10 protein-coding genes are annotated in these 12,608 nt (G+C 72.1%); 6 read left to right on the top strand and 4 right to left on the bottom strand.

Features of this window, described 5'->3' with window-relative positions; all coding sequences use genetic code 11:
* Positions 1 to 75: 75 nt before the first annotated feature.
* On the bottom strand, positions 76 to 1,161 hold the full coding sequence (locus L0B03_RS07005) for a LacI family DNA-binding transcriptional regulator (protein ID WP_250445073.1): 1,086 nt from the start codon (positions 1,159 to 1,161) through the stop codon (positions 76 to 78).
* Between the two features lie 199 nt (positions 1,162 to 1,360).
* On the opposite strand from L0B03_RS07005, the gene uxaC reads away from it, so the two are divergent.
* Positions 1,361 to 2,803 carry a glucuronate isomerase gene (gene uxaC / locus L0B03_RS07000; protein WP_250445072.1) on the top strand — a complete coding sequence of 481 codons (1,443 nt, stop codon included), beginning with the start codon at positions 1,361 to 1,363 and terminating at the stop codon, positions 2,801 to 2,803.
* Between the two features lie 85 nt (positions 2,804 to 2,888).
* Positions 2,889 to 3,251: an ester cyclase gene (locus tag L0B03_RS06995; protein ID WP_250445071.1), complete on the top strand. Its 363-nt coding sequence runs from the start codon at positions 2,889 to 2,891 to the stop codon at positions 3,249 to 3,251.
* 60 nt (positions 3,252 to 3,311) lie between these two features.
* On the opposite strand, the gene L0B03_RS06990 is transcribed toward L0B03_RS06995, so the two are convergent.
* The 3 genes from L0B03_RS06990 to L0B03_RS06980 form a co-directional block, all read right to left on the bottom strand.
* Entirely contained in the window at positions 3,312 to 4,865 is a 1,554-nt protein-coding gene (locus L0B03_RS06990) for a UxaA family hydrolase (RefSeq protein ID WP_250445070.1), read from the bottom strand.
* Positions 4,862 to 5,926: a PmoA family protein gene (locus tag L0B03_RS06985; RefSeq protein ID WP_250445069.1), complete on the bottom strand. Its 1,065-nt coding sequence runs from the start codon at positions 5,924 to 5,926 to the stop codon at positions 4,862 to 4,864. The genes L0B03_RS06990 and L0B03_RS06985 overlap by 4 nt, the downstream gene beginning before the upstream one ends.
* Before the next feature lie 65 nt (positions 5,927 to 5,991).
* Positions 5,992 to 7,308: a Gfo/Idh/MocA family protein gene (locus L0B03_RS06980; protein WP_250445068.1), complete on the bottom strand. Its 1,317-nt coding sequence runs from the start codon at positions 7,306 to 7,308 to the stop codon at positions 5,992 to 5,994.
* A gap of 262 nt (positions 7,309 to 7,570) precedes the next feature.
* Here L0B03_RS06980 and L0B03_RS06975 point away from each other — a divergent pair, with 262 nt between their 5' ends.
* From L0B03_RS06975 to L0B03_RS06960, 4 genes are all read left to right on the top strand, one after another.
* Positions 7,571 to 8,512, top strand: a complete 942-nt coding sequence (locus L0B03_RS06975; protein WP_250445067.1) for a carbohydrate ABC transporter permease — start codon at positions 7,571 to 7,573, stop codon at positions 8,510 to 8,512.
* A 118-nt stretch (positions 8,513 to 8,630) separates the two neighbouring features.
* On the top strand, positions 8,631 to 9,527 hold the full coding sequence (locus L0B03_RS06970) for a carbohydrate ABC transporter permease (RefSeq protein WP_284501484.1): 897 nt from the start codon (positions 8,631 to 8,633) through the stop codon (positions 9,525 to 9,527).
* Between the two features lie 182 nt (positions 9,528 to 9,709).
* On the top strand, positions 9,710 to 11,068 hold the full coding sequence (locus L0B03_RS06965) for an ABC transporter substrate-binding protein (RefSeq protein WP_250445064.1): 1,359 nt from the start codon (positions 9,710 to 9,712) through the stop codon (positions 11,066 to 11,068).
* 116 nt (positions 11,069 to 11,184) lie between these two features.
* Entirely contained in the window at positions 11,185 to 12,537 is a 1,353-nt protein-coding gene (locus L0B03_RS06960; protein WP_308200013.1) for a Gfo/Idh/MocA family oxidoreductase, read from the top strand.
* Positions 12,538 to 12,608 lie beyond the last annotated feature (71 nt).

Raw genomic sequence — 12,608 nt, 5'->3', positions numbered from 1 at the left:
CGACGGCCGGGCCGCGGACCTCGGCGCGCCGGGGCGGGTGCTCGGCGAGGGCGCGCAGGGACAGGCGGGGGGTGCTCATGGTGCTCCAGGGGTGGCAGGAGAGCTGGCGGTGGGCGGGTCGGTGGTCCCGTGACCGGGGCGGTGACGCTCGCGCGGCGCGGCCCCCGTGGTCGAGTCCCGCACCACGAGGGACACCGGGACGACGAGCACCCCCTCGGGCTCGAGGTCTGGCTCGCCCCGGTCGGTGGCCGGCCCGGCCGCGACGCTGGTCTCGGCCTCGAGGAGCAGCTCGACGGCGGTGCGGCCCAGCTGGCGCAGCGGCACGGCGACGGTCGTCAGGGTGGGGGAGACGTGGGTGGCCGTCGGGACGTCGTCGAAGCCGACCACGGAGACCTGGCCGGGGACGTCGACCCCGCGCGAGCGCAGCCGGTCGAGGATGCCCAGGGCGATGAGGTCGTTGTGGGCGACGACGGCGGTCGCCCCGCTGGCGGAGACCAGATCGGCCGCGGCGACGCCCCCCGCGAAGACCATGGGGAAGTGCCCGAGCTGGACGAGGTCGACGTCGGGCAGGTCGTGCGCGGCGACCTCGAGGGCGCGTCGGCGCTCGCGGTCCGACCACGAGCCCCACTGGCCCCCCGCGTAGGCGATGCGTCGGTGCCCGAGGGCGTGGAGGTGACGCACCGCCTGCCGGATGCCGTCGTCGTTGTCGATGATGACCGAGCGCAGGTGCTCGGACTCGCGGTTGACCAGGACGATCTCGGGGTTGGTGGGCAGGGTGGCGAGGGCCTGGTCGGACATCCGCGGCGAGCAGAGCACGATCCCGTCGACCTGGGGGCTCATCTGGGCCACGAGCTCGGTCTCGAGGTGCGGGTCCTCGTCGGAGTCGGCGACGAGCACGGCCATCCCCGCCGAGCGTGCCCGGTGCTGGACGCCCTTGACGATGCCGGAGAAGAAGGGGTTCTGCAGGTCCGGGACGATCACACCGAGCCGGCGACCCTCCGCGGCGTGCTCGGTGCGCGGGGCGCGGTAGCCGAGCTCGGCCGCGGCACGGGCCACGCGGTCCCGGCGGTCGGCGGAGACCCGGTCAGGGGTCGCGAGGGCACGAGAGGCCGTGGCCGGGGAGACCCCGGCCGCCCGGGCGACATCACGCAGCGTGGCCATGGGGGGTGGGTCCTTCCACATCGCTGAGACGGCGGTGGGAGCAGTGCACCACGTTTCATCCTGTTGCATCAAGGGGTCACAAGACCTCACGGCCCTCGGCCATCCGCCTGGACGACCCGCAGGGCTTGTGCGAGATCCAGCCAGGGAGGCAGGATGGTCGCGGACGAGATTGTTTCATCGTGTTTCACCAGGAGGCCTCATGTCATCGTCGACGAGCCCCGCGGGCGGGCCCTGGCGGCTGCACCCGGACCGCGCGCTGCCGGCCGACCCCACCACGCGGGACCTGGCGCGCTCGATCTACTCGAGCACCCGGGACCTGCCCATCGTCTCGATGCACGGCCACGTCGACGCCGCCATGCTCAACGCCGACCAGCCCTTCGGTGACCCGGCCGAGGTCTTCGTCGTCCCGGACCACTACCTCGTACGGATGATCGTCTCCCAGGGGGTCCCGCACGACGCCCTGGGCGTCCCGCGCCGCGACGGCCGCCCGGTCGAGACCGACCCACGCGCCATCTGGCGGACCTTCTGCGAGCACTGGCACCTGTACCGCGGCACGCCCACGCGGTTCTGGCTCGAGCACGTCTTCGTCGAGGTCTTCGGCCTGACCGAGCGCCCCTCGGCCGACTCCGCCGACCGCCTCTACGACGCGATCACCGAGCGGCTGGCCACCCCCGAGTTCCGTCCGCTGGCCCTCGTCGACAGCCTCGGCATGGAGATCCTCGCCACCACCGACCCCGCCACGGCGACCCTCGCGGACCACGGCGCCCTGGCCGAGCGGGGCTGGGGCGAGCGCATCGTCCCCACGTTCCGCCCGGACGCCCTGCTGCACCTGGACGCCCCGGCCTGGGCCGACGACGTCGCCCTGCTCGCCGAGCGCGCCGACGTCGCCGTCGACTCCTACGAGGGCTACCTGCGGGCCCTCGAGGCCCGCCGCCGCGCGTTCGTCGCCGCCGGGGCTCGGGCCACCGACCACGGCCACCTCGGGACCGACACCACCCCGCTCGGCACCGAGGAGGCCGGACGGATCTTCGCCGCGGCCCTACGCGGCGACGTGACCACGGGCGAGGCGACCGCCTTCAGCGGCCACATGCTCTTCGAGATGGCGCGGATGTCCACCGAGGACGGCCTGACCATGCAGTTGCACCCCGGTGTGCTGCGCAACCACGACGCCCAGGTGCTCGCCGAGCGCGGCCCCGACGTCGGCTACGACATCCCGGTCTCCGCGGAGTTCAGCCGCAGCCTGCGGCCCCTGCTCGAGGCCTTCGGCCACCACCCGGCCCTGCGCTTCATCGTCTTCACCGTGGACGAGACGATCTACTCGCGCGAGCTCGCCCCGTTGGCCGGGGTGTACCCCGCGATGAAGCTCGGGGCGCCCTGGTGGTTCCTCGACACCCCCGACGGCATGCGGCGGTTCCGCGAGATGGTCACCGACACCGCTGGCTTCTACAACACCACCGGGTTCGTCGACGACACGCGGGCCTTCTTCTCGATCCCGGCCCGCCACGACCTCGCCCGCCGGGTCGACGCCGGGTTCCTCGCCCGGCTGGTCGCCGAGCACCGCCTCGAGCTGGACGAGGCCGCCGAGACCGCCGTCGACCTCGCGTACCGGCTGCCCCAGCAGGCGTACCCGGCCCTGCACTGAGCTGTCACGGGCTCCCGGAGGGGACCGACGGCGAGAGGGCGGCGGGGGCTTGTCGGCGCTGCCGATCCCGTGATGTGCTCGGCGCATGGCTGAGGCGACGTCGCGCTCCCACGCGCTCTACCACCGGTGGCTCGCGGAGCTCTGGAACGGCTCGCCCGAGGCGGCCCACGAGCTCGTCACCGAGGACTTCGCCGGCTACTGGCCCGACCGTACGGTTCGCGGCCCGGCAGAGCTCGCCGAGGTCGTCGCCCAGACCCAGCAGATGTTCACCGACCTCACCTTCGCCCTGGCCGTCGGCCCTCTGGTCGAGGGGGACCTCGTCGCGGGGCGTTGGCTCGGCTCGGGCGCCTCGCCCGATGGCCCTGCCCGGTTCGCCGGCAACGACGTCCTGCGGGTGCGCGACGGCCGGATCGCCGAGTACTGGGTCGGCACGGTCACCCTCGGCTGAGGGGTCGCCGCCGCCGGTCCCCGCCGCGGGCCCGGACCGGCGGGCGTCGCAGCGCACTCCTCAGGTCACGGTGCCCAGCTGCCAGGGGATGAACTCGTCCTGCCCGAGGTCGAGGTCCTCGCTCACGGTGGTCTCGCCCGAGGCGACCGCGAGGATCTTGGCGAAGATCTCCTCGCCGACCTCCTGGAGGGTCGCGGTGCCGTCGACGATGCGCCCCGCGTTGAGGTCCATGTCCTCGGCCATGCGCAGGTACATCTCGGTGTTGGTCGCGACCTTGATCGACGGGCTGGGCTTGCAGCCGAGCACCGATCCGCGGCCGGTGGTGAAGACGACGACGTTCGCGCCGCCCGCGACCAGGCCGGTCACCGAGACGGGGTCGTAGCCCGGGGTGTCCATGAAGCCGAGACCGGGCTCGTCGATCGGCTCGGCGTAGTGGTACACCGCCGACAGCTCGGCCGATCCCGCCTTGGCCACCGCACCGAGGGACTTCTCGAGGATGGTGGTGAGCCCGCCGGCCTTGTTGCCCGGCGAGGGGTTGTTGTCGAGGGTGCCACCGCCGGCCTCGGCGTAGTCCCGCCACCAGGCGATCCGGTCGAGCAGCCGCTGCCCGACCTCGGGGGCCACGGCCCGCCGGGTCAGCAGGTGCTCGGCGCCGTAGACCTCGGGGGTCTCGGCCAGCACCGAGCGCGCCCCGTAGGCCACGAGCAGGTCCGAGGCATGACCGAGGGCCGGGTTGGCCGTGATCCCGGAGTACCCGTCCGAGCCGCCGCAGTTGAGCCCCAGCACCAGCTCGCTGACGTCGCACTCCTCGCGGCGCAGGCCGTCGATCTCGGGGAGCATCTTCCCGATGGCCTCGACCCCGGCCCGCACGGTCCGTCGGATGCCGCCGGTCTCCTGGATGGTGAGCTGCTCGACGAGGGTGTCGGGGGAGAGCTCGAGGCCGTCGAGCACCTGGTCGACCTGGATCATCTCGCAGCCGAGGCCGAGCACCAGGAGGCCCACCACGTTGGGGTGGCTCGCGTAGCCGCGCAGGGTGCGCAGCAGCATCTGCCCGCCCTCGGAGGTCGGCACCATGCCGCAGCCGCTCGTGTGGGTCAGGGCGACGACGCCGTCCACGTGCGGGAAGGCCTCGAGCACCGGGCCGCGGAACTGGTCGGCGATGAGCTTGGCCGAGCTGGCCGAGCAGTTGACCGAGGTGAGGATCGCGACGTAGTTGCGGGTGCCGACGCGGCCGTCGGCGCGGCGGTACCCCTGGAACGTGGGGCGCGGGCCCGCGGGGGCCGTCGGGGTCACCCGAGCGGTGCCGAACTCGTAGTCCTGGTCGACGTCGTCCATGCCCAGGTTGTGCGTGTGCACGTGGTCCCCGGGGGAGATCGCCACCGTCGCGCGACCGATGGACTGGCCGTACTTGCGCACCGGCTGACCGACGGCGACCTCCCGTACCGCGAGCTTGTGGCCGCGCGGCACGCTCTGGGTGACGGTCAGCTCACCACCCGCGTGGTCGGGGGCGCGCAGCACGGTGCCCGACTGCAGGTCGCGGGTCGCGACGGCGACGTGGTCCTCGGGGCGCAGCAGCAGCGTGCACTCGGCGAGGTCGAGGGGCACGGTGGTCATCGGACGTCCTTCCGTCGGTGCGTCGAGTCCTGGAGCGCGTCCTCACGCCCCGTGCTGCCCAGCACCGCGTCGGCGCGGCCCAGCACCGCGTCGACGCGGTCATCCTCCCACCGCCCGTCCGCCACGACGATGGTGAAGGACCGGGAGAGGCCGGCGGCAGCGACCTCGACCGGGGCGTCCCAGGCGAGGGCCGAGCCCAGCCCCGGGTAGTCCTCGGCCCGCACGAACCAGGGGTCCTGGGCGGTGTGCCCGTCCGCCGGTGCGACAGCGATGGTGAACTCCCGTGCGGGTGTCCCGGGACGGCTCGTGGCGCCGGGCCCGGTCTCGTCGGAGGCTGTCGCGCTCCAGGCGAGCCAGCGTGCGCCGTCGCTGGGGCGGCTGCCGTGCACGGCCGTCTCGCCGCGGGCGGCGGGGGTGCGCAGGTCGATGTCCACGCAGGGGGCGACGCGCCAGAAGAGGCCTCCGTACCCGCCCTGGTCGCGGCCGTGGGACCCGGGGCTGCCCAGCTCGACCGGTTCGGTCCTTCCCACCGGCAGGGTGAGGTGGAAGGCGAGGTCGAGCCGCCAGGAGCCCTCGTCGAGCGGGGACCACGCCAGGTCACGGACCTCTTCGAGGAGGGCGGCGCCGTCGGGCCCGGCCCACAGGAGTCGGTGGCTCACCGATCCGGGTGCTCGCCGCACCCACTCCTGGTGGAGGATGCGCCCGTGGTCGCGGCGCCACGTGTACCCGGCGCCCCGCAGGTAGGTGCGTCCGCCCCAGAGGTTGGCCCCCGCGACGTCCTGCACCCCGACGTTCAGGCCCAGGTGCCACGTGTGGTCCAGCGGTGCCGCGTCGGTCACGAGCGTCCCGCCCGGGGTGCGGACCGGGTGCAGGTGGGGGCGCGGGGAGTCGAAGTCGGGGCTGCCGCTGCCGTCGACGTAGCGCGCGACCTCCGTGCCGGCGATCTCGACGCGGAGCAGGTCGCCGTGCTCCCGCCACACGGGGGACTCGGACCACGGCGGGACCTTGACCGGTCGGGCGGCGGGGGTCGAGGGCGGCGGGGTGTGCGGGGTGGCTGTCATGGTCCGGCTCCTGTCGCGAGGGCGCGGTCGGGGATGATCGGGGGGCTGGTGGCCGGAGAGACGCATCACGGTGACGACCTGGACGATCCGGGGGTCCCGGCCCAGGGAGCGCCCAGCTCGGCGAAGGTGCGGTGCTCGGTGGCGACGCGGGCGCACCAGGTGGCGACCTCGTCGACCACGAGGTGGGTGCCGAGCTCGTCGGTCACCGAGGTGACGTGCTCGGGGTCGATGGGCAGCGGGTCCGGTGCGGTGCGGACCGCGTCGAGCACGCGCATGAACGCCCCGGTCCCCGCGAGGGGGCTCAGCAGCGGGGTGCCCTCGGTGCGGTGCGCGAGCAGGTCCTCGAGCAGGGTGGTGCGCGATCCCTGCAGGGTGCGGCTGCGTTCCGCAGGTGCCCCCGAGGCGTCGTCGGGCCGGGTCACCGTCACGGTGTCGGCGTAGTAGTCGAGGATCGCCCGGCCGGTGGTGCCCTGGACGATCACCCGCGGCTGGGTGTGCTCGGCGGCGCACAGGGTGAGGCCCAGGCTGACCGTCAGCCCGGTCGCCGTGGTGATGCGGACCGCGGTGGTGTCGTCGACCTCGACGTCGTTGGCGCGGTACTGGTCGAGCTCGACCTCGATGACGTCCTCGGCGGTGCGGGCCTCCGCCAGGTGCAGCGCCGTGGCGACCGCGTGGGCCAGGGGGTTGGTGGTCACGCCGTCCACCACGGGCCTGCCCTCGAGGGAGCGGCGGCCCGTCCAGCGGGACCGGGTCCAGTAGTCCAGGGGGCGCACCCACGTCCCGACCGCCCCGACGCCGGTGACCTCCCCGATGAGGCCGTCGGCGACCAGCTCGTGGACGATCGTCAGGGCGGTCGAGCCGAAGGTCTGGAACCCCACCTGGACCACCCGGCCCGTCTCCTGCTCGACGTCGAGCAGCTCGTCGAACTCGGCGAGGGAGGCGGTGGTGGGCTTCTCGAGCAGCACGTCGGCTCCGGCGCGCAGCGCCCGGGCCGCGAGGTCCGCGTGGGTGTGGATGGGGGTGCAGATGACGACGACGTCCGGGCGGGCGCCGGCGAGCATGGCCTCGACGTCCTCGGTCCAGGGGGTGGCCAGGAGGGCCGCGCGGTCCTCGGCGGAGGTGACCTCGGGGGGCCACGGGCCAGCCTCGTCGAGCGGGGTGAGATCGACCAGCCCGACGAGCCGCAGGGCTCCCGCACGGTGCAGACGCCAGATGTTGCCGAGATGTGACCTGCCGTGCCCGTGGACCCCGACGAGGGCCACGGCGGGAGCTCCCGCCGCCGGCCCGCCAGGGGCCAGCGGGCTGGCCTCGTCGAGCATCTGCGCAGGTGGCAGCCCTGCTGTCGTGGCCTGGGCGGCCTGGTCCGAGGGGCTCGGGGTCACGTCCTGCTCCGCTTCGTCGCGGCCTGCCGGGGGTGCCGACCTGGCTCAAGTGTGGTTGACATCACGTTCTGAGGGCTGGTACCAAAGTTGTATCAGAAGACGGATAACGCTTTCCACCTTCGCGGCCGACGTGATGTAGCGTCAGCCCCGGCAGTACCAGCTCGGTCCATCAAGGGCGATCACCGAGGAGTGTGCATGACCGACGTCCGGCCCAGCGCGAGCCCGCTCGCGACGGCCTCCCAGATCTGCACGGGGGTGACTCGTGTCCGCTCTCGGTGAGCTCGCAGCCCTCCGCAAGACCAAGGGCACCAAGGACACCCTGAGCCCGAGCGAGCGGGGCGACAACAAGGCGGCGATCTTCTTCCTCGCCCCCTGGTTCATCGGCCTCGGCCTCATCACGGCCGGGCCGCTGCTCGCCTCGCTGTACCTGAGCTTCACGGACTACAGCCTGCTCGAGGCCCCCAGCTGGATCGGCGTCGAGAACTACCTCCGGATGCTCGACGACCCGCGGCTCCACAACTCCCTCGTGGTGACCTTCACCTACGTCTTCGTCTCGGTGCCGCTGCAGCTGGCCGCAGCCCTGGCGCTCGCGATGGTGCTCGACCGAGGGCTGCGCGGGCTGGCCATCTACCGCTCGGTCTACTACCTGCCCTCCCTGCTGGGCGGCAGCGTCGCGATCGCGATCCTGTGGCGCCAGATCTTCGGCACCAACGGGTTGGTCAACCAGGTGCTCGCCCTCGTCGGCCTCGAGGGTCCGGGCTGGGTCTCCCACCCCGACTACGCCCTCGGCACGCTGATGATCCTCAACGTGTGGACCTTCGGCGCACCGATGATCATCTTCCTGGCCGGCCTGCGGCAGATCCCCGAGATGTACTACGAGGCGTCCTCGATCGACGGCGCGGGCCGGGTGCGCAAGTTCGTCAGCATCACCCTCCCGCTGCTCACCCCGATCATCTTCTTCAACCTCGTGCTGCAGGTGATCGGCGCGTTCCAGGCCTTCACCCAGGCCTTCGTCGTGAGCGGGGGAGGAGGCGGACCGGCGGACTCGACCTTGTTCTACACGCTGTACCTCTACCAGAACGGGTTCCGCAGCTTCGACATGGGCTACGCCTCGGCGATGGCCTGGCTGCTGCTGGTCATCATCGCCGCCCTCACGGCCGCCAACTTCTTCTTCTCCAAGTACTGGGTCTTCTACAATGACTGAGCGCCAGGACGCGGTGAGCACACCCCGCGACGAGCCCGCCCGCGACGCCTCGGTCACCGAGGCCCTCCCTCCCGGACCGCAGTCCCAGGCCGGGGCGGCCTCCGGGGGAGCCGGCGACCTGCCGGTCCCTGCCGTCACCTTCGGCAGCGCCGACGGCCCTGCCCTGCGCAAGCGCCGACGCTCGGGCGGCTCCAAGGTCCGCAGCCTGCTCAAGCACGCGGGGCTCATCAGCTTCGGGTTCGTGATGCTGTACCCGCTGCTGTGGATGCTCTCGAGCTCGATCAAGCCGAACGCGCTCATCTTCCGCGACCCGTCGCTGCTGCCGACCGAGCTCGACCTGAGCAACTACACGGTCGGCTGGAACGCCCTGCTGCACCCGTTCAGCCACTACCTGATGAACTCGTTCATCATCGTGCTGGGCTCGGTGCTCGGGAACCTCATGAGCTGCTCGCTCGCCGCCTACGCCTTCGCCCGGCTCAAGTTCAAGGGCCGGCCGATCTGGTTCGCCATCATGCTGATGTCGATCATGCTGCCGATCCACGTGGTGATCGTGCCGCAGTACATCCTGTTCTCCCAGCTCGAGTGGATCAACACGTTCTTGCCGTTGATCGTGCCCAAGCTGCTCGCCACGGACGCCTTCTTCATCTTCCTCATGGTGCAGTTCTTCCGCGGCATCCCCAAGGAGCTCGACGAGGCCGCCCGCATCGACGGCGCGGGGCACGCCCGGATCTTCTTCCGGATCATGCTCCCGCTGGCCACCCCGGCCCTGGCGACCACGGCGATCTTCACGTTCATCTGGACCTGGAACGACTTCTTCAGCCAGCTGATCTTCCTGACCAACCCGGACATGTACACCGTGCCCGTGGCCCTGCGGACCTTCGTCGACTCCACCGGCGAGAGCTCCTGGGGGTCGCTGTTCGCGATGTCCATCGTCTCCCTCATCCCGATCTTCCTCGTCTTCCTCTTCGGCCAGAAGTACCTGGTCAAGGGCATCGCGACGACGGGCATCAAGTAGCCCGACGCCGCACGCCGCCCGGTCCGCAGGCCTCACCGACGAGCCCTGCGGGCCGGACGGTCCGAACGTCCGCCGCGAGTGCAACGACGCACCCGTCGCCACGCACCGCCCACAACGCACGACAGCAGGCAGGACCGCTCGACCCACCATCGAGCGCCGCACCGCAACCACCGAGGAGCACGATGTCCCACCACACCCGTACCCAGAACCCGGGCCGGCGCCGCGGCATGCGCCTCGCGGCCCTCGTCGCCGCAGCCGGGATGGCGCTCACCGCCTGCTCGGGTGACAGCGGCGTCCCCGGAGCCAGCAACGACGACGACGGCGACGAGCCGCCCGCCGCCGAGGGCGAGGCCACCATCCGCTTCGCCTGGTGGGGCTCGGACACCCGGCACGAGGTCACCCAGGAGATCCTCGACAACTTCATGGCCGAGCACCCCGACATCACGGTGGTGAGCGACTTCACCGACTGGAACGGCTACTGGGACAAGCTCGCGACGACGGTCGCCGCGGGGGACACCCCGGACGTCATCACCCAGGAGGAGCGCTACCTGCGCGACTACGCGAGCCGCGGCGTGCTGGGCGACCTCAACGAGCACTCCGACGTCCTGGACCTGTCGAACATCGACGACTCGATCATCGAGGCAGGCCAGACCGACGGGGGCCAGTACGGGATCCCGACCGGGGTCAACGCCTACGCGATCCTCGCCGACGAGCAGATCTTCACCGACGCCGGCGTCGATATGCCCGACGACGAGACGTGGACCTGGGAGGACTACGTCGACATCGCGACCCAGATCTCGGCCAACACCGACGACGGCGTGTTCGGCGCCCAGGACTACGGCTTCAACGAGCCCGGCTTCGCGATCTTCGCCCGCCAGCGCGGCGAGTCGCTCTACAACGAGGACGGCTCGCTCGGCTTCAGCGCCGACACCCTCGCCGAGTGGTGGGAGATCTCCCTCCAGCTGCGCGACCAGGGCGGCACGCCCTCGGCGTCGGAGACCATCGAGATCGACGCCGGTGGGCCCGAGCAGTCGCTGGTCGGCACCAACTCGGGGGCCATGGCCTTCTTCTGGACCAACCAGCTCGAGGCCGTGAGCAACGCCGCCGGACGGGACATCACCCTGCTCCGTCACCCGGGTGAGTCGCAGTTCGAGCGCACCGGCATGTACTTCAAGCCGGCCATGTTCTACTCGATGGCCGCTGACTCGGAGTACCCCGAGGCCGCCGCGACCCTGATCGACTACCTCCTCAACAGCGAGGAGGCGGCCGAGCTCATGCTCTCCGACCGCGGCCTGCCGGCCAACACCGAGGTCCGCGCGGCCGTCCAGGACCAGTTCTCCGAGCTCGACCAGCGCTCGGCCGACTTCCTGGCCGAGCTCGAGGACGAGATCGTCGACGGTCTGCCCGTGCCCCCCGTGGGTGCCGGTGAGGTCGCCGAGATCACCCGACGCATCAACGCCGAGGTGCTGTTCGACCGGCTGAGCCCGCAGGACGCCGCCGAGCAGTTCATCAGCGAGGTCGAGACCGCCACCGGTCAGTGACCCCTAGTCGTCGCTGAGCGGCCACCGAGCCTCGGTCGACCAGCGACCCCAGCGGTGCCGGCCCGTCACCAGCGGGCCGGCACCGCACTCCCGCTTCGAGGACGAGGAGCACGCGCGTGGGTGACAGCTCGCAGGGGCGACGGCGGTACGCCGTCGTCGGCACCGGGCACCGGTCGCAGATGTACGTCGAGGCGCTGCTGGGCCCGCACGCCGAGGTGGGCGAGATCGTGGCCTGGTGCGAGCCCAACCCGGCGCGGATGGACTACTACGACGGCCTGGTCCGGGCCGCCGGTCTGACCACGTCCCCGGCCCGGTACCAGCCCGACGATCTCGAGAAGATGATCGAGGTCGAGGACGTCGACACGGTCGTGGTGACCAGCCCCGACCACACCCACGCCGAGGTGGCCGCCCGGGCCATGGAGGCCGGGGCCGACGTCGTGCTCGAGAAGCCCATGACCATCGACCTCGCCGGGACCCGGCGCATCGTCGACGCGGCCGAGCGCACCGGCCGCGACGCCGTCCTGACGTTCAACTACCGGTACTCCCCGCGCAACGCCGCCCTCAAGGAGGTCATCACCTCGGGGGAGATCGGGGAGGTGACCTCGGTGCACTTCGAGTGGGTGCTCGACACGATGCACGGCGCGGACTACTTCCGCCGCTGGCACCGCCGCAAGGACTTCTCGGGCGGGCTGCTCGTGCACAAGGCCTCGCACCACTTCGACCTGGTCAACTGGTGGCTCGGGGACCTGCCGTCGCGGGTCTACGCGAGCGGCGCGCTGCGCTTCTACGGTCAGGCCAACGCCCGACGCCGCGGCCTGATCCGGCGGCCCGCACGCGGTACCGGCCGCAACGGACGCAGCAAGGACCCCTTCCTGCTGGACCTGCGCGACGACCCGCGCCTGACCAGCCTGTACCTGGACGCCGAGCAGCACGACGGCTACCTGCGCGACAAGGACGTCTTCACCGCAGGGATCACCATCGAGGACAACCTCTCGGTCCTGGTCGACTACGCCCGCGGGGCGACCCTGACCTACTCGCTCAACGCCCACAGCCCGTGGGAGGGGTACCGCGTCTCGGTCAACGGCACCGCGGGACGGGCCGAGCTCGAGGTCGTCGAGCGCGGGGCCGTCCTGGTGGGCAAGGACGGCAAGCTCGTGATCGACCCGAGCGTGGTCGACGTCGCCGAGGAGGGCGAGGCCCCCGTGCGGCCCCGGGCGCAGCGGCTGGTGGTGCAGCAGCACTGGGGCGCGGCGCGCACGGTCCCCATCCCGGAGGGCCCCGGGGCCCACGGCGGCGGGGACGACCGCATGCTGCACGACCTCTTCCGCGGGGTCGAGCACGACCCCCTCGGCCGCGCCGCGGGCCTGCTCGACGGCGTGCGGTCGGTCGTGGTCGGGATCGCGGGGAACACCTCGCTCGAGACCGGCCTGCCCGTGCGGACCGCCGACCTGCGCCTCGGCCTCACCTGAGGCCGCCGGTCTGCCCGTCGGGGCCCCCGGGTGCTCCGCCGGTCGAGACCTCGGCCCGAGAAGTCGGATCG

The organism is Actinotalea sp. C106, assembly GCF_023630195.1.
Taxonomy (GTDB): Bacteria; Actinomycetota; Actinomycetes; order Actinomycetales; family Cellulomonadaceae; genus Actinotalea.
The sequence above is the reverse complement of the archived record's forward strand: the minus strand, read 5'-3'. Positions and strand labels throughout refer to the sequence as shown.

Bases quoted from the DNA above. Each gene is read 5' to 3' on its own strand.
- L0B03_RS07005 (WP_250445073.1), bottom strand. From the start codon at position 1,161: ATGGCCACGCTGCGTGATGTCGCCCGGGCGGCCGGGGTCTCCCCGGCC.
- uxaC (WP_250445072.1), top strand. From the start codon at position 1,361: ATGTCATCGTCGACGAGCCCCGCGGGCGGGCCCTGGCGGCTGCACCCG.
- L0B03_RS06995 (WP_250445071.1), top strand. From the start codon at position 2,889: ATGGCTGAGGCGACGTCGCGCTCCCACGCGCTCTACCACCGGTGGCTC.
- L0B03_RS06990 (WP_250445070.1), bottom strand. From the start codon at position 4,865: ATGACCACCGTGCCCCTCGACCTCGCCGAGTGCACGCTGCTGCTGCGC.
- L0B03_RS06985 (WP_250445069.1), bottom strand. From the start codon at position 5,926: ATGACAGCCACCCCGCACACCCCGCCGCCCTCGACCCCCGCCGCCCGA.
- L0B03_RS06965 (WP_250445064.1), top strand. From the start codon at position 9,710: ATGTCCCACCACACCCGTACCCAGAACCCGGGCCGGCGCCGCGGCATG.